This window comes from Spiribacter roseus (assembly GCF_002813635.1).
In the GTDB taxonomy this organism is placed as follows: domain Bacteria; phylum Pseudomonadota; class Gammaproteobacteria; order Nitrococcales; family Nitrococcaceae; genus Spiribacter; species Spiribacter roseus.
In genome coordinates, this window is the sequence record NZ_CP016382.1 from 1,307,418 (window position 1) to 1,323,679 (window position 16,262).

Consider the following 16,262-nt stretch of genomic DNA (forward strand, 5'->3'; position numbering starts at 1 on the left):
CGTACGGGCGGTCGGGTGATCAGGAGGCCTTGCGGCTCTTCGCCCGCACCTTCTCCTTGATGCGTGCCGCCTTGCCGCGCCGCTCACGGAGGAAGTAGAGCTTGGCCCGGCGGACATCGCCACGCCGCTTGACCTGCAGGCTCTCGATCAATGGGCTGTGGAGCTGGAAGACCCGCTCAACGCCCTCGCCGTGGGAGACCTTGCGCAGCGTGAACGACGAATTGACGCCGCGGTTGCGCTTGGCGATCACCACACCCTCGAAGGGCTGGGTGCGCTCACGGTTGCCCTCGCGGACCCAGACGTTGACGAGCACCGTATCGCCGGAGTTGATGTCTTCGAGCGAGCGGCCGGTTTTCTCGACCTGTTCACGCTCCAGTTCTTCGATGATGTTGGTCATGCCTGCATCCCCTTGTAATTAGCCTTGATGCCCCGCCCGATATTCATCGAGCAGTGCCTGTTCGTCGTCACTGACCCCCCGCTGATCGAGCAGGTCCGGGCGTTTTTCCAGCGTTCGCCCCAACGCCTGTTTGAGCCGCCAGCGCGCCACCGCCTGGTGGTCGCCGCTGAGCAGTACCGCCGGCACGCGCCGGTCATCGATCTGCTCCGGGCGCGTGTAGTGCGGACAATCTAGCAGTCCGTCCGCGAAGGCGTCCTGGGATGCCGACTCGGCATGCCCGAGCACCCCCGGGATCAGCCGGGCGACGGCGTCCATCATCACCATGGCCGGCAGCTCGCCACCGCTCAGCACATAATCGCCAATCGACAGTGACTGATCGACCTCCTCGTCGATGAGCCGCTCGTCGATGCCCTCGTAGCGCCCGCACAGCAGGATCACCCGCTGGTCCTGCGCCAGTCGCCGCACCCGGGGCCCATCAAGCCGTTCCCCGTCCGGCGACAGATAGATCACCGGCGCCGCCGCAGCGGCCACCCTCGCCGCGCGGATCGTGGTCCGCAGCGGCTCGACTTTCATGACCATGCCCGGGCCACCCCCATAGGGGCGATCATCCACCGTGGCATGGCGGTCCTCGCTGTAATCGCGGGGGTTCCAGGTGACCAGCTCGATCAACCCGCGGTCGACCGCCCGTCCCATGACCCCGTGGCCCAGCAGGCCGTGCACCATTTCCGGAAACAGCGTAATGACGTCGAAGCGCATGTCCGCTCAGAACTCCGGATCCCAGTCGACGACCATCCGGCCATCGTCCAGGTCAATGCGATCAATATGCACCCCCGGCGTATAGGGGATCAGCCGCTCGCGGTCGCCAACCACCCGCATCACATCGTTGGCGCCGGTTTCGATCAGGCCCGCGACCCGACCGAGGCTTGTTCCATCGCGGTTTTCCACTGCCAGCCCCTCGAGCTCATACCAGTAGAACTCGTCAGGGCCCGCTGGCGGCATCTGCGACCGGGCCACCCTGATCGGGCAGCCGACCAGCGCTTCGGCGGCGTCGCGATCGTCGATGCCCTTGAGCCGCACCACCAGGTGCCGGCCCTGCCAGCCGCCACCCGTGACCCGCCAGTCGCGGGCATCGTCGCCGTGCTGCAGCGTCCAGACTGAATAGTCCAGCAGGTTCTCCCGCGGCCGTGTCCAGGAATGGACCTTCAGCTCGCCGCGGACCCCCCGGACTCCCGCAATTTCGCCCATGACTACATGGACATCCGCGGGCGTCGCTGGATCAGGCGCTTTCGGCACCCTCGGCCGCTCCACGGCGCGACTGACGGATCAGCTGCCGCGCCCGCTCACTCGGCTGGGCGCCCTGCGACAGCCAGTGCTCGGCGCGCTCGAGATCGAGCCGGAACGGCACTTCCTGCCCCCGGGCGACCGGGTTGAGAAAACCGAGGCGCTCGATGAACTTGCCGTCACGGCCATTCCGGCTGTCGGTGACGACGATGTGGTAGAAGGGACGCTTCTTGGCGCCCGCACGCGCTAGACGGATCGTGACCATATCGTTATCCAGTCAACTCTGGTGACTACTAAACCGCGCAGTTTACCTGCGTGTTCAGCGCCCGCCAAGTCCCGGCGGCAGACCACCGCCCGGTGGCATGCCGCCCCCCGGCGGCATGCCGTTGCCGCCGCCCATCTGGCGCATCATTTTCTTCATCCCGCCGTTCTTGAACTGCTTCATCATCTTCTGCATCTGCTTGTGTTGCTTGAGCAGGCGATTGATGTCCTGCACCTGCATGCCACAGCCGCGGGCGATCCGCCGTTTGCGCGATCCGTTGATGACATCCGGACGCTGGCGTTCGCCCGGCGTCATCGAGTTGATGATGGCGATCTGCCGCCGGACCTGGCCGTCATTCATCTGCTGGCTGGCCTGCTCGGTAAGCTGACCCATGCCCGGGAGCTTTTCCATCAGCCCACCCATGCCACCCATCTGGGTGACCTGGGTGAGCTGCTCGCGCATGTCCTCAAGGTCGAAACCCTTGCCCTTCTTGAGCTTGCCGGCCATTCGCTCGGCTTTCTGATGGTCGACCTTGCGCTCGACCTCTTCGACCAGAGAGAGCACATCCCCCATCCCCAGGATCCGCGAGGCCATACGATCGGGATGAAAGGGCTCGAGGGCATCGGTCTTCTCGCCGATGCCCAGAAACTTGATGGGTTTGCCGGTGATCTGGCGGATTGACAGTGCCGCGCCACCGCGGGCATCACCGTCGGCCTTGGTCAGGATCACCCCGGTCAGCGGCAGGGCCTCGTCGAACGCCCGGGCGGTGTTCGCGGCATCCTGACCGGTCATGCTGTCGACCACGAACAGGGTTTCGATCGGCGCCACCGCCTCATGCACCCGCCGCGCCTCGTCCATCATCTCGCCGTCGACATGCAGACGACCCGCCGTATCCACCAGCAGCACATCGTAGTACCCGGTACGGGCCTGCTCGCGCGCCGCCTCGACCGTTGCCACCGGGTCGGCCGATGCATCAGTGGGGTGGAAATCAATGCCCACCTCGTCACTCAGACGCTGCAGCTGATCGATGGCGGCCGGCCGATAGACGTCGACCGAGACAGCCAGCACCTTTTTCTTTTCGCGCTCGCGCAGCAACCGCCCGAGCTTGGCGATGCTGGTGGTCTTGCCCGAGCCCTGAAGGCCCGCCAGCATCACCACTGCCGGCGGGCGCGTGGTCAGATCGAGGCCGTCGTTGCGGGCGCCCATCACCTCGACGAGCTGGTCGTGGACGATCTTCACGAAGGCCTGTCCGGGCGACAGGCTCTTGGTCACCTCGGTGCCCAGGGCCCGCTCGCGGACGCTGGCCACGAAGTCCTTGACCACCGGCAGGGCGACATCCGCCTCAAGCAGCGCCATGCGCACTTCGCGCAGTGTTTCCTGGATGTTGTCCTCGGTCAGCCGCCCCTTGCCTTTCAGGCGCTTTCCGATCGCCTCGAGGCGATCACTCAGATTATCGAACATGTCTGTCAGGCACCCCGCAGTCGCCGGTCGTCATGGTGATGATTGTATCAGCGCATGCCGGTTCCTCGAGCACTGATGGTCGAAGAAGCAAATTTTGTGTGCGATGATCCAGTCAAGTCGCAACGGCAGTAAACAACCCGCAGATGATCCTTACCCTCACTCCCTGGATGGCGGCGGCGCTGTACGCGCTCGCCGTCGCGGCGCTCCTGGCCGCCCTGCGCGGCCGCCTTGCCGTGCAACGCGCCGAGCCTCTGGCACTGGCCCTGGCCGCCATCGCCGTGGTGTTGCATGGCGTCAGCCTCTGGCAGGCGCTGTGGACGCCGGCAGGCGTCGACCTGTCACTGTTCAACGCCGCCTCGTTACTCGGCTGGCTGATGGCGCTGACGCTGATCGCCGCGGCGGTGCGTCAGCCCCTGCACAGCCTGGGCCTGATCGTCTATCCGTTCGCCCTGCTGACGTTGGTGCTTGCCCAGACGCTGGGTGTGCCGACGGCCACCATGGTGCCGGTGGGCGCGCCCGTGGATGTGCATGTCATCTCGTCGGTGGCCGCGTATGCCGTCCTGGGGCTCGCCAGCGCTCAGGCGCTCCTGCTGGCCTGGCAGGAGAGCGCCCTGCGCCGACGTCGCGCCGGCCCGGTGCTGGGGTTTCTCCCGCCCCTGCAGGGCATGGAATCCCTGCTGTTCCACCTGGTGGCCATCGGCTTCGTGCTGCTGTCCGTCGCGCTCGTCAGCGGCTGGCTATTCGTCGACAACCTCTTCGCTCAGGACCTGGTGCATAAGACCGTGATCTCGATGATCGGCTGGCTGGTCTTCGCCGGGCTGCTCATCGGCCGGACCGTGGCGGGCTGGCGCGGCCGCACCGCCATCCGCTGGACGCTATGGGGATTCGCCCTGCTGGCGGTGGCGTATTTCGGCAGTAAAATCGTGGTCGAGCTGATCATCGGCCGGGGGGCCTGAGCGAGCTTGGACGTTGTTCCCCTTCCCGTTCTGTTCGTCATTCTGGGCGCGCTGATCGTCCTGTCCGGCGGCTTCTCGAGCTCTGAGACCGCCCTCATGACGCTCAACCGCTACCGGCTGCGGCACCTGTCGCGGCATGGCAACCGCGGCGCCCGCCGCGCGGAGCGGCTGCTCGAGCGGCCCGACCGGCTGATCGGCATCATCCTGCTGGGCAACAACTTCGTGAATATCTTCGCGTCGTCCATTGCCACCCTGATCGCCCTGCGTCTGGGGGGGCAGGGCGCCATCGCCGCGGCGACGGGTCTGCTGACCCTGACCATCCTGATCTTCGCGGAGGTGGCCCCCAAGACCCTGGCGGCGCTGCGGCCCGAGCGCGTCGCCTTTCCCGCCGCGTTCGTCCTCGGCCCACTGTTGAAGCTGCTCTACCCGCTGGTGTGGCTCACCAACATGCTGGCCAACACACTGCTGCGCAGCCTCGGCGTCAATCCCACCGAAGGGGGCCAGACCGCGCTCAGCCGCGAGGAGCTGCGCACGGTGGTCAACGAGACCGGTGCGATGATCCCGCGTCGTCATCAACGCATGCTGCTCGGCATCCTCGATCTGGATCAGGCCACCGTCGACGACATCATGATCCCGCGCAATGAAGTGGTGGGCATCGACCTGGGAGATGACTGGTCGCGTATTACCGAGCAGATCGCCAGCTCGGAGTACACGCGCCTGCCGGTGTTCGAGGGCGGCGTCGACACCATCCGCGGCATCCTGCATGTGCGCCGGGTGCTCACGGCAATGCTCGACGGGGTACTGACCCGCGAACGGCTGCTCGAGCATGTCCGCGAGCCCTATTTCGTGCCCGAGGGGACGCCCCTGCATCAGCAGATGCTGAATTTCCAGTCGGAGCGCCGCCGGATCGGCCTGATCGTGGACGAGTACGGCGAGTTCCACGGCCTTGTCACCCTCGAGGACATCCTCGAGGAGATCGTCGGCGAGTTCACCACCGATCCCGCTGAAGCCATCCGCGACATCCACCGCCAGCCCGACGGCAGCTACCTGGCCGCCGGCAGCGCCAGCGTGCGCGAGCTGAAGCGCCTGCTGGGCTGGGACTTACCGGCGGAAGGGCCGAAGACCCTGAACGGACTGATCCTCGAGCAGCTGGAAACCATTCCCGAGCCGGGCATCAGCCTGCTGATCGACGGCCACCCCGTCACGGTCCTGCAGGCCGAGGAAAACCGCGTCAAGGTGGCCCGCCTTGAGCAGCGTGTGCGGCCACGCGAAACCCCGCCCGCCATCGAAGACTGAGCCCTGGCTCAGTGGCCGTCGCGACGCCAGCGGGTGCCCTCAGGCTTATCCTCGAGCACCACCCCCTCGGCCAGCAGCTCATCACGAATGGCATCGGCACGCGCAAAATCCCGGGCCGCCCGGGCCGCCGCCCGCTCGGCGAGTCGCGCCTCGATGCGCGCGGCATCGGCAGCATCCTCTGACGCCGCCGCCTGCAGATAGGCGATCGGCGACTGACCCAGCAGCCCCAGCATGCCACCCAGCTCGCGCAGTGTTGTGCCCAGACCATCGGCCCGGTCAACCTCGCCGGCCTCGCGGGCGCGGTTGATGGTGCGCGCCAGCTCGAACAGCACGGCCAGGGCCAGCGGTGTATTGAAATCGTCATCCATCGCCGCCCGAAAGCGGCCGCGGAACACCTCGCTGTCCCCCGCTTGCGTCTGTTCCCCGGGCAGGTCACGCAATGCCGTGTAGAGCCGCTCCATCCCGCTCCGCGCCTGCGACAGCGCGTCAGCGGTATAGTTGAGCGGGCTGCGGTAATGACTTGAGAGCAGGAAATGGCGGACCGTTTCGGCATCGTGCCGGGCGAGGACGTCGCGCACGGTGGTGAAGTTGCCCAGCGACTTCGCCATCTTCTCATCGTCGATGCGCACGTGGCCGTTGTGCATCCAGTAGTTGACGAAATGCTCGCCGGTGGCCGCTTCCGACTGGGCGATCTCGTTCTCGTGATGGGGAAACTTCAGGTCGAGACCACCACCGTGGATGTCGAAGTGGTGGCCCAGGCAGTGGGTGGACATGGCCGAGCACTCGATATGCCAGCCGGGCCGCCCCAGGCCCCACGGCGAGGGCCAGCCGGGTTCGTCGGGTCGCGCCGCCTTCCACAGCGCGAAGTCGGCCGGATCGCGCTTGTGCTCACCCGCCTCGACCCGGGCGCCGGCCCGCAGATCCTCGAGACGCTTACCGGAGAGCTGGCCATAATCGGGGAACTGGCCGACGGCGTAATACACATCGCCCCCGGCCGCGTAGGCGTAGCCGCGGTCCACGAGGCGCTGGATCATGGCAATGATCTCGTCGACATGCGCCGTGGCGCGGGGTTCTTCGTCGGGACGTTGGCAGCCGAGCGCATCGGCGTCGGCGTGCATCGCCTCGGTGAAACGCGATGTCAACGCGTCCATGGACTCGCCCAGCGTGGCGGCCCGGGCGATGATCTTGTCGTCAATGTCGGTGATATTGCGCACATAGTGGACGTCGTAGCCGCTGGCCCGCAGGTAGCGGACCACCATGTCGAAGACCACCATGGCGCGGGCATGGCCGAGATGACAGTAGTCGTACACCGTCATGCCGCACACATAGAGACTGACATGCGGCGGATCGATGGGCACGAAGGCGGCCTTGCGGCCACTCAGGCTGTCATGGATCTCAAGCATCCGTATCGGCTCCCGGGGCGGCGATGGCGGCCGCCTGTTGCAAACGCAGCCGGCGGATATCTGCCGGCATGAGATGAATGATGTCGCCCAGTGCCGGGCCATGATCAAGCCCCGTCAGGGCCTGGCGCAGCGGCTTCATCAGCGCGCCGCCGCGGCGTCCGGTGGCGGCCTCGAGCTCGGCACGCAGGGGCTTCCAGTCAGCGGTGGCCGCCGACTCGAGCAGCCCGGCCAGGGTTTCGAAGAAGGCCGCTCCCGACGGACGGAGCCGGGCCTCGAGCGCCCCGTCGAGCACTGACTGCCGCGAAAACAGGCGCAGCGCCCAGTCATTGAGCTCATCGGCGCGGTGCAGGTTGGGTTGCACGAGGCGGATGAATGCGGCGACCCGGTCGTCCGGCACGCAGTCGACCTGCAGCGCGGATCGCAGGCGGGCGACCGGCGCCGCCGCCATCGCCAGCGACTGCCAGTAATCGAGCTGGGGACGATCAAACCGGACCGGCCGCCGGCTGAGGCGGGTCACGTCGAAATCCGCCGCCAGCGCGTCGAGCGGCTCGAGGCCGTCCGCCGGCGCCGGGTTGCCCAGCCGGGCCAGGTAGTTTGCGATGGCCGCCGGTTCCACGCCCTCGTCCCGCAGGGTCCCGACACCCGGCGCACCGCGGCGCTTCGATAGCGGCGCCCCCTGATCGTCGACCACCAGCGACAGGTGACCGTAGACCGGGACCGACTGCCCCAGGCGCTCGAGCAGCACGATCTGGCGGGGCGTGTTCGAGAGATGATCCTCACCGCGCAGCACATGGGTAATCCCCATCAGCGCGTCATCCAGGGCGTTGGCGAACAGGAATGCGGCACTCCCGTCGGCCCGCTGGATGATCGGATCATCGAGCTCCGCCGCCTGGAATGACTGCTCGCCGCGCACCGCGTCGATGAATCGGAGACTGCCTTCAGCCGGCATGCGCAACCGCAGGACCGCCGACTCTCCGGCCGCGACGCGCTCCGCCGAGCGGACCGGATCGAGGCCCGCGCAGCAGCCGTCATAACGTGGCGGGTGGCCGGCCTTTTTCTGACGCTCGCGCAGCGCGGCAAGCCGCTCGGTGGAACAGAAACAGTAATAGGCGGCGTCCATGTGCCGCAGGCGCCCGGCCGCTTCGGCATGCAGGTCGGTCCGTCGGGACTGCTGCCAGGCGACCGGTGAGTCGACCCCCGGCCCCACCTCCCAGCCGAGTCCCAGCCATTCCAGGTCGCCCTGCAGCCGCTCGATACGCTCGGCATCGCTGCGGGCCGCATCACTGTCTTCGATGCGCAGCACGAACGTGCCCCGGTGGTGCCGCGCCAGCAGCCAGTTGAAAAGCGCCGTGCGCAGGTTGCCGACATGAAGCTGGCCCGACGGGCTGGGTGCGAAACGTGTGCGAACGACCTGATGATTCATCGCCGCAATGGTAATGGAACCGCGCCTTGCATGCAGCTGCCGCCCCGGGCATCGTCACGCCATGACTCCACTGCGTTTTGACACCGCCCGCGCGCCGGTGCTGTTTATCGCCGATCTGCACCTGGATCCGCAGCGCCCGGCGGCCATCCAGGCGTTCCGCCATTTCGTCGAGACGCGCGCGCCATCCGCGGCCGCGCTTTTCATCCTGGGTGACCTGTTCGAGGCTTGGATCGGCGACGACGCACGACCGGCGGATGATCCCGTCGCGCCGGCGCTCGCGGCGCTCAGTGCAAAGGGCACTCCGGTCTATTTCCTGGCGGGCAACCGTGACTTTCTGATTGGCCCGGCGTTCTGTCAGGCCGCTGGGATCACGATGCTGGCCGAGCCCACATGGGTGGAGATCGACGACGAAGCGGTGCTCCTCGAGCACGGCGATGCGCTGTGTACCGACGATACCGCCTATCAGGCATTCCGCGCGCAGGTCCGCGACCCGGAGTGGCAGGCCGGATTTCTGGCACAGCCCATTGCCAGACGGCTGGAGCAGGCGCGCGACCTGCGCCAGCGCAGTGGTGAGGCCATGGCCGGCAAGCCCGCCGCGATCATGGACGTCAACGCTGCGGCCGTGCGCGACCGGCTTGAAACCTGGGGTGTGCGGACCCTGATCCATGGCCACACCCACCGCCCCGCCATTCACCACCTGGACCTGGGCGATGGCGCCGGGCGTCGCATCGTCCTGGGGGACTGGTTTGAACAGGGCAGCGTGCTGCGCATCGGCCATGGCACCGCTCGACTGGAGACACTCAGCTTCGAAGGTTGATCAACCGGTCGGCGGCAGCGGACCGGACGGTGGAGTCCGGGTCGTGACAACGGATCTCCTCAAGCAACCCCCATTCGTCGATCAACCCGAGCGCCGCCCGGCGCAGGCTCGGCTCACGGGCACTGCGGGCTACATGGGCGATGATCTGGGCGTCGGAACAGGCCTTCAGCGCTGCATGCCGATAGCCGATATCCAGCGTATCGCCGCCGGCGAGCAACTGCCGGTAACGAACGCGGGCCGCCTCGCGGACCACTTCGTCGCTCTCCGACTCGCACACCTGACGCAGGATGATCAGGTCTTGGAGTCGGCGGATGGCAGCGCAACGAACGCCGCGATCGGGATCGTGGGTCACGACCCGGCGCAATGCGTTATGCCCCACCACCGCGGCATCGATGGCCGCGCGGCGGCTGGCGGGATCCGGGGCGTGAATGTCGGGACGCGGATTTCGCCGTAATCTCATTCCCGCAGTCTAAAACAGAACACCCCGCACGCGGCGGGGTGTGAATCGGCCGATTGGCTCGGCCCGAAGTGCCCGAGGCACCGTCGATCAGAACTCGCCGGTCAGCCAGTAGTTGACCTGATCCGGGTTCTCATCGATGAACTGGCTGATCGCCTCGTCATAGGAGCTCTCGCGCGCCTCGAACATGTAGCCCTGAAGCTCGTCGAGCGACAGATACATGCGCGTCAGCACCTGAGAGATCTGCGGATAGTCCGCATCAAAGCCCGCGCGGGCCAGGACGTGAACACGCTCCGGACCACCCAGCACGCCCTGCGGATCCTCGAGATAGCGCAGGTCGTAAGCACCGAACTTCCAGTGCGGGCTCCAGCCGGTCACCACGACCCACTCCTCGCGGTTGGTGGCGCGGTCCAGCGCCGCCGTCATGCCGGCACCGCTCGAGGTCTGCAGGTTATAGCCGTCGAGCTCGTACTCCTCGATGGCGGACTCGGAGAGCTGCGTGAGGCCGGCGCCCGGATCGATACCGGTGATGCGCCCGTCCAGCTTGTCGCGGACCGACTCGTTGGACAGATCGCTCAGCGAGGACAGCTGGCTTTCCGGGATGTAGTCCGGCACGACCCAGCCGAGGCGGGCCCCGTTGTAGAGCACGCCGAGGTTTTCGACGTTCGAGGCGATTTCCTCGTAATAGTCCTCGTGGGTTGCCGGCAGCCACGCCATCATCATGGCGTCGATGTCGCCGGTCTCGATGCCCTGGTACTGCGGCGCGATGTCCGTCTGCACCAGCTCGACCGTGTGGTCGGTGTTCTCATTGATCAGCCGCGAGGCGAGCTTGGTGACGAACTCGGCGTCAGACCAGGCCGTCCAGCCAATTTCAATCGTGTCATCCTGGGCCTGGGCACCCCCCGCGAGGGCCATCCCCAGCGCTCCGGTGACCAAGAGACGCGTTGATTGCCTTAGCATCGGGTTACTCCTTTCTTGCAACAAAAAATCAATCCTTGCCACGGCGCAGGCCAAAGCTCTGCGTCATCCGATCCAGCAGGATTGCGAGAATGACAACACCCAGTCCGCCCTCGAAACCGAGGCCGACGTCCAGCCGCTGAATGCCTGTCAAAACGGTATTGCCCAACCCCCCGGCGCCGATCATCGAGGCGATGACGACCATGGAAAGGGCCAGCATGATGGTCTGGTTGACGCCCGCCATGATCGAGGGCATCGCAAGTGGCACCTGCACCTTGTAAAGCAGCTGGCGCTGAGTACAGCCAAATGCGAGACCCGCCTCGACGTTCTCCTGACTGACCTGACGGATGCCGAGGTTGGTCAGGCGAACCGCCGGCGGCATCGCGAAGATCACCGTGGCGATGGTGCCGGGCACCTTGCCCAGACCAAAGAAAATGGCCGCCGGGATCAGATAGACGAAGGGCGGCATGGTCTGCATGAAATCCAGTACCGGCCGCACGACCATAGCAACCGCGTCGCGTCGCGCCATGGTGATGCCCAGCGGCAGCCCCACCAGCAGGGCGATCAGACTCGCGCCGATCACCAGCGCCAGGGTCTGCATGGTCTCCTGCCACAGTCCCATGCCAACCACCAGCAGCAGCGCCAGCGCGGCAAACAGACCAAACCGCCAGCCGACCCGGTACCAGGCAAACGCCACCAACAGAGGGGCCAAGATGAAGTCGGGCAGGAACAGCAGCGCTGACTCGAGCCCGTCGGCGACGAATCCAACGCCAGTGGCGAATCCATCAAGCGGCCCTGCCAGCGTCGAGCGGACCCACTCCACGCCGGCCTCGACCCATCCGCCGATGGGGATATCAATGATCTCCCGCAAATCAGCCATTATTCTGCTCCTGAGCGATCCAATGTCTTGAGAACGGCGGTTCGGCTGATGCTGCCCACGTAATGGCCGCTGGCATCGGTCACCGGCAGCGGATGTCCGGTCTGCGCCGATCGGGTCACCACATCACTGAGGGGCGTATCCGCCGGCAGTGTCGTCACGTCGTCCAGAAACGCCGCGTCAAAACCCGCGTCATTGCCGGCATCCATCGCCTTTTTCAGCGAATCGGCACTGACCGTGCCGCGATAGCGCTCGTCGGTGTCCAGGACCACGCCCAGCTCGCGGTTGTTGGCATGCAGGCGCTCCAGCGCTGCGCGCAGGCTGGTGCCGGGACGATCGAACACCATGACCTGACGGCGATCGGCCAGATCCGTCGCCGAGAACACCCGGGTGACGTCCACGCCGTAGAAAAACGAGCGCACATACTCATTGGCCGGCTGGGTGACGATTTCCTCGGGCGTGCCCACCTGAACGACCCGGCCTCCCTGCATGATGGCGATGCGATCGCCGATCCGCATGGCCTCGTCGAGATCATGGGAGATGAAAATGATGGTGCGGCGGTTCTCCCGCTGCAGCTGCACCAGCTCATCCTGCATCTCGGTGCGGATCAGCGGGTCAAGCGCCGAGAACGCCTCGTCCATCAGCATGATCGACGGGTCGGCCGCCAGCGCCCGGGCCAGCCCGACGCGCTGTTGCATGCCACCGGAGAGCTCCTCCGGGAAGCTGCTGGCGTTGGGCTTGAGACCCACCTGCTCGAGGGCATCAAGGGCCCGCGCTTCGCGGGTCTCGCGGTCGCTGCCGGCCACTTCCAGACCAAAGGCGGCGTTCTGCAGCACCGTTTTATGGGGCATCAGCGCGAACGACTGAAACACCATGCTCATCTCGTGGCGACGCAGGTTGATCAGCTCGTTACGCGGCATCGCCGTGACATCACGTCCATCGATCAGAACCCGTCCCGCCGTGGCGTCGATCAGGCGGTTGAACATCCGCACGATGGTGGATTTACCGGAGCCGGACAGCCCCATGATGACGAAGATTTCGCCCTCTTCGATGTCGAAGGACGCGCGCTGGACACCCACGGTGTTGCCGGTCTTCTCGAAGATCGCGTCCTTTTCATAGCCGGCCTCCAGAAGACGCATGCCCTCATCGGGATCAGGCCCGAAGACTTTGTGGAGGTTATCGACCGAGATCTTGGTGGTCATCGGACAGCCCCTTGGGTTGGCGCGGTGATGGACGGCAGGCCGGGGGCGGTCGACGATGCGTCAGGCGCATCCAGGGGTGTGATGGAGAGACCGGTTGGGTCTGTCATACCGCTCCGCAATGGCTTCGATGAACAAAACCGTACGGAACCAGTAACGCTTGTTCAACCGCCCTGACGGATTCGCGACAACCCATGATCCAGATCGGTCTGGATGTCAGTTAAGTCCTCAAGACCCACCGAGACCCGCACGAGGCCTTCCTGAATGCCCATGGCCTCACGCTGATCCGCCGGCACACGACCGTGGGTGGTGGTGGCCGGATGGGTGATGGTCGAGCGGGTATCGCCGAGGTTGGCGGTAATCGAGAGCATCCGGGTATGGTCGATGACGCTCCAGGCCGCCGCTCGGCCACCCGCGACCTCGAACGAGACGATGCCGCCGAACGCCTTCTGCTGACGGGCCGCCAGCGCATGCTGCGGGTGATCCGCCAGGCCGCTGTAGAAAACCCGCGTCACCGCCGGGTGCGAGCGCAGCCATTCGGCAAGCGCGGCCGCCTGCTCGCTGTGGGCGCGCATGCGCAGGTTGAGCGTTTCGAGCCCCTTGAGGAATACCCAGGCATTGAACGGACTCATCGTCGGCCCGGCCGTGCGCAGCACCGGGAAGATGTGCCGATCCAGGGTATCGGCGTCACCGACCAGCGCACCGCCCACACAGCGCCCCTGACCATCGAGGTATTTGGTGGCGGAGTGCGAGACGATGTCCGCGCCCCAATCCAACGGCCGCTGCAGGGCCGAGGTGCAGAAGCAGTTATCCACCACCAGCCGCGCATCGTGGGCGTGGGCCAGATCCGCGAGGGCACGGATGTCCGCCACTTCGGTCAACGGGTTCGACGGCGTTTCGAGGAACAGCATCTGCGTTTCGGGGCGCATCGCCCCTGCCCAGGCATCCACGTCCGTCGGTGAGACGAAATCGGTGTGCACCCCGAACCGCGACAGCTGGTTGGCGAACAGCGAACTCGTGGTCCCGAACACACCCAGCGAGCAGATCACATGATCGCCGGTCCGCAGCAGCCCCATGCACAGGCTGAGAATCGCCGACATGCCCGAGGCCGTGGCGATTGCCCGTTCGCCGCCTTCCATCGCCGCCAGACGGTTTTCGAAGGCCCGCACGGTGGGGTTGGTGAACCGCGAATAGATATTCCCCGATTCCTCGCCGCTGAACCGTGCCGCCGCCTCGGCCGCGCTCCGAAAGGTGAAGCTCGACGTGGGGAATATCGCCTCGGAGTGCTCCTGCTCGGGCGTCCGCTCCCAGCCCGCACGCAGGCCGGTGGTGTCGTCGCCCCAACTCACGAGCGCACCATCCCGAGTTCGTTCACGGCGGTGCTCTCCTGGCCCACCTGACGCGCCGCCTCGCCGCGCTGCGCCTCAAGCTGCAGCAGGTAGTCGACGCTGATGTCGCCGGTCACATAGCGGCCGTCGAAGCATGAGCAGTCAAAGCTGCCGATGCCGCTATTGCCCTCGCGTACCGCGGCCACCAGATCCTCGAGGTCCTGGTAGATCATCCCGTCGGCGCCGATGGTCTGGCGGATATCCTCCACCGATCGGCCATGCGCGAGCAGCTCCCGGGCCGCCGGCATGTCGATGCCATAGACATTGGGATAACGCACCGGCGGTGCGGCCGAGGCAAAGAACACCTTGTTGGCACCGGCGTCGCGGGCCATCTCGATGATCTGCTCCGACGTGGTGCCGCGGACGATGGAGTCATCGAGCAGCAGGACATTCTTGCCGCGGAATTCCAGTTCGATGGGATTGAGCTTCTGGCGGACGGATTTCTTCCGCACGGCTTGGCCCGGCATGATGAAGGTCCGGCCGATATAGCGGTTTTTGATGAATCCCTCGCGGTACCGGATGTTGAGATCGTTGGCCAGATCCAGCGCACTGGTGCGGCTGGTATCCGGAATGGGGATGACCACGTCGATGTCGTGATGCGCCCACTCGCGTTTGATCTTGCGGGCCAAGGTCCGCCCCATCCGCAGCCGCGATTTGTAGACCGAGACATCATCGAGCATGGAATCGGGCCGGGACAGGTAGACGTATTCGAAAATGCACGGCGAGAGCGCGGTCTCAGTGGCGCACTGGCGGGTGTGCAGACGCCCTTCGAGATCGATGAACACGGCCTCGCCGGGCGCCACATCCCGGATGAGCCGGAAGCCGAGAACGCTCAACGCGACGCTCTCCGAGGCGATCATGTACTCGGTGCCCGAGGGCGTCTCGCGACTGCCGAAACACAGCGGCCGGATGCCATTGGGATCACGGAAGCCGAGCACGCCATAGCCGTTGATCATGGCCACGGCGGCGTACCCGCCATGGCAGCGCTCGTGAATACCAGTGACCGCATTGAAGATGTCCGACTCGTCCACCCGCAGCTTACCCAGCTCGGCGAGCTTATGGGCGAACACGTTGAGGAGGATTTCGGAATCGGAGCTGGTATTGATGTGGCGGAGATCTTCGAGAAAGAGATCGCGCTTGATAGCCTCGGCGTTGGTCAGGTTGCCATTGTGGGCGATGCTGATGCCGTAGGGTGAGTTGACGTAGAACGGCTGGGCCTCGGCCGCACTGGCGCAGCCGGCGGTGGGATAGCGGCAGTGACCGATTCCCATGTTGCCCTGCAGCTGCATCATGTCCTGAGTGCTGAAGACATCGCGCACCAGACCGTTGTCCTTGCGCAGATGCAGCCGGCCGCGATCAAAGGTCATGATGCCGGCGGCATCCTGCCCGCGATGCTGGAGGACCGTCAGGCCATCATAAAGGGCCTGGTTGACCGGTTCCCGGGCCACCATGCCGATTACGCCACACATAGATTCAGCTCCCGCTCTCGCCGTTGGATTGTGAATTGATCTGACAGTAGGCTTCCCAGTAGGCGAACGCCGCCGTGCCGTTGACCGGTGCCTGTGACACCCCGGGCACCTGACGCGCCTGTTCAAGCCAGCTGCCGACCTGTGCATGACAGACCCATGGGCGATAACCCTGCGCGATCACCGACTCCCGCCACCAGGTCTCGTTGGGGACCGCGGTCAGGCCCGCCCCCAGCACCACCACGCCAATCAGCAGCAGGCCGCGCAGCGCACCGAAGACCACGCCCAGCAGCCGGTCGGTGCCCGACAATCCGGTCCGTCCAACCAGCATGCGGGCGAGAAAACTCACCAGCGCCCCCACCAGCAGGGTCAGGATGAAAAGCCCAGCGAATCCGGCCACCAGCCGTAGCATTGAGGAGGCGAGCCAGGGTGACAGGTAATCGCCCACCTGGGCGCTGTAGCGGACGCCGACCCAGAAAGCCGCCACCCAGACCAGCACCGAAATGACCTCGCGGACGAATCCGCGAATCACACCGATGACCACCGACAGCGCGATGACGCCGATAAACGCGAGATCCAGCCAGTTCAACGGTGTCATAATTGCGTCATTGTAACAGTCGAT

The 16,262-nt window shown here is 65.8% G+C and carries 17 protein-coding genes; 3 read left to right on the plus strand and 14 right to left on the minus strand.

Going from position 1 to position 16,262, the window contains the following annotated elements:
- Window positions 1–19 precede the first annotated feature (19 nt).
- From rplS to ffh, 5 genes are read right to left on the minus strand one after another with little or no spacing between them, the layout of a single operon-like run.
- On the minus strand, window positions 20–397 hold the full coding sequence (rplS, locus tag BBH56_RS06365; RefSeq protein ID WP_148122311.1) for a 50S ribosomal protein L19: 378 nt from the start codon (window positions 395–397) through the stop codon (window positions 20–22).
- 18 nt (window positions 398–415) lie between these two features.
- Window positions 416–1,153 carry a tRNA (guanosine(37)-N1)-methyltransferase TrmD gene (trmD, locus tag BBH56_RS06370; RefSeq protein ID WP_148122312.1) on the minus strand — a complete coding sequence of 246 codons (738 nt, stop codon included), beginning with the start codon at window positions 1,151–1,153 and terminating at the stop codon, window positions 416–418.
- Window positions 1,154–1,159: 6 nt separating this feature from the next.
- Window positions 1,160–1,642 carry a ribosome maturation factor RimM gene (gene rimM / locus BBH56_RS06375; protein WP_069134173.1) on the minus strand — a complete coding sequence of 161 codons (483 nt, stop codon included), beginning with the start codon at window positions 1,640–1,642 and terminating at the stop codon, window positions 1,160–1,162.
- A gap of 31 nt (window positions 1,643–1,673) precedes the next feature.
- Complete coding sequence (rpsP, locus tag BBH56_RS06380; RefSeq protein WP_069134172.1) at window positions 1,674–1,943, minus strand: 30S ribosomal protein S16; 270 nt, start codon at window positions 1,941–1,943, stop codon at window positions 1,674–1,676.
- A 54-nt stretch (window positions 1,944–1,997) separates the two neighbouring features.
- Window positions 1,998–3,401, minus strand: a complete 1,404-nt coding sequence (gene ffh, locus BBH56_RS06385) for a signal recognition particle protein (protein WP_069134171.1) — start codon at window positions 3,399–3,401, stop codon at window positions 1,998–2,000.
- 143 nt (window positions 3,402–3,544) lie between these two features.
- Here ffh and BBH56_RS06390 point away from each other — a divergent pair, with 143 nt between their 5' ends.
- Together BBH56_RS06390 and BBH56_RS06395 are read left to right on the plus strand one after the other, a co-directional pair.
- On the plus strand, window positions 3,545–4,357 hold the full coding sequence (locus BBH56_RS06390) for a cytochrome C assembly family protein (RefSeq protein WP_318262513.1): 813 nt from the start codon (window positions 3,545–3,547) through the stop codon (window positions 4,355–4,357).
- 6 nt (window positions 4,358–4,363) lie between these two features.
- Window positions 4,364–5,653 carry an HlyC/CorC family transporter gene (locus BBH56_RS06395; RefSeq protein ID WP_069134169.1) on the plus strand — a complete coding sequence of 430 codons (1,290 nt, stop codon included), beginning with the start codon at window positions 4,364–4,366 and terminating at the stop codon, window positions 5,651–5,653.
- A gap of 8 nt (window positions 5,654–5,661) precedes the next feature.
- Here BBH56_RS06395 and cysS read toward each other — a convergent pair whose 3' ends face one another.
- Window positions 5,662–7,056 carry a cysteine--tRNA ligase gene (gene cysS, locus BBH56_RS06400; RefSeq protein WP_148122314.1) on the minus strand — a complete coding sequence of 465 codons (1,395 nt, stop codon included), beginning with the start codon at window positions 7,054–7,056 and terminating at the stop codon, window positions 5,662–5,664.
- A complete protein-coding gene (gltX, locus tag BBH56_RS06405) occupies window positions 7,049–8,479 on the minus strand; it encodes a glutamate--tRNA ligase (protein ID WP_148122315.1) in 1,431 nt (476 codons plus the stop codon). The genes cysS and gltX overlap by 8 nt, the downstream gene beginning before the upstream one ends.
- Window positions 8,480–8,540: 61 nt before the next feature.
- Between gltX and BBH56_RS06410 the strand changes: the two genes are divergently transcribed.
- A complete protein-coding gene (locus BBH56_RS06410) occupies window positions 8,541–9,296 on the plus strand; it encodes a UDP-2,3-diacylglucosamine diphosphatase (protein WP_148122316.1) in 756 nt (251 codons plus the stop codon).
- Here the strand turns inward: BBH56_RS06410 and BBH56_RS06415 are convergent.
- The 7 genes from BBH56_RS06415 to BBH56_RS06445 form a co-directional block, all read right to left on the minus strand.
- A complete protein-coding gene (locus BBH56_RS06415) occupies window positions 9,280–9,756 on the minus strand; it encodes a hypothetical protein (protein ID WP_148122317.1) in 477 nt (158 codons plus the stop codon). The two genes, BBH56_RS06410 and BBH56_RS06415, sit on opposite strands and share 17 nt — an antisense overlap.
- 87 nt (window positions 9,757–9,843) lie before the next feature.
- Window positions 9,844–10,713: a glycine betaine ABC transporter substrate-binding protein gene (locus BBH56_RS06420; RefSeq protein WP_069134164.1), complete on the minus strand. Its 870-nt coding sequence runs from the start codon at window positions 10,711–10,713 to the stop codon at window positions 9,844–9,846.
- A gap of 28 nt (window positions 10,714–10,741) precedes the next feature.
- Window positions 10,742–11,590 (minus strand): ABC transporter permease, encoded by an 849-nt coding sequence (locus BBH56_RS06425; protein ID WP_069134163.1) that lies wholly within the window; start codon window positions 11,588–11,590, stop codon window positions 10,742–10,744.
- Complete coding sequence (gene proV / locus BBH56_RS06430) at window positions 11,590–12,789, minus strand: glycine betaine/L-proline ABC transporter ATP-binding protein ProV (RefSeq protein WP_144348101.1); 1,200 nt, start codon at window positions 12,787–12,789, stop codon at window positions 11,590–11,592. The genes BBH56_RS06425 and proV overlap by 1 nt, the downstream gene beginning before the upstream one ends.
- Window positions 12,790–12,950: 161 nt before the next feature.
- The gene (locus BBH56_RS06435; protein ID WP_069134161.1) at window positions 12,951–14,135 is read right to left on the minus strand and encodes an O-succinylhomoserine sulfhydrylase; all 1,185 of its coding nucleotides are present in this window, start codon (window positions 14,133–14,135) and stop codon (window positions 12,951–12,953) included.
- Complete coding sequence (purF, locus tag BBH56_RS06440; RefSeq protein WP_069134160.1) at window positions 14,132–15,643, minus strand: amidophosphoribosyltransferase; 1,512 nt, start codon at window positions 15,641–15,643, stop codon at window positions 14,132–14,134. Before purF ends, BBH56_RS06435 begins: the two co-directional genes overlap by 4 nt.
- Before the next feature lie 4 nt (window positions 15,644–15,647).
- Window positions 15,648–16,238 (minus strand): CvpA family protein, encoded by a 591-nt coding sequence (locus BBH56_RS06445; RefSeq protein ID WP_235013465.1) that lies wholly within the window; start codon window positions 16,236–16,238, stop codon window positions 15,648–15,650.
- Window positions 16,239–16,262: the final 24 nt, after the last annotated feature.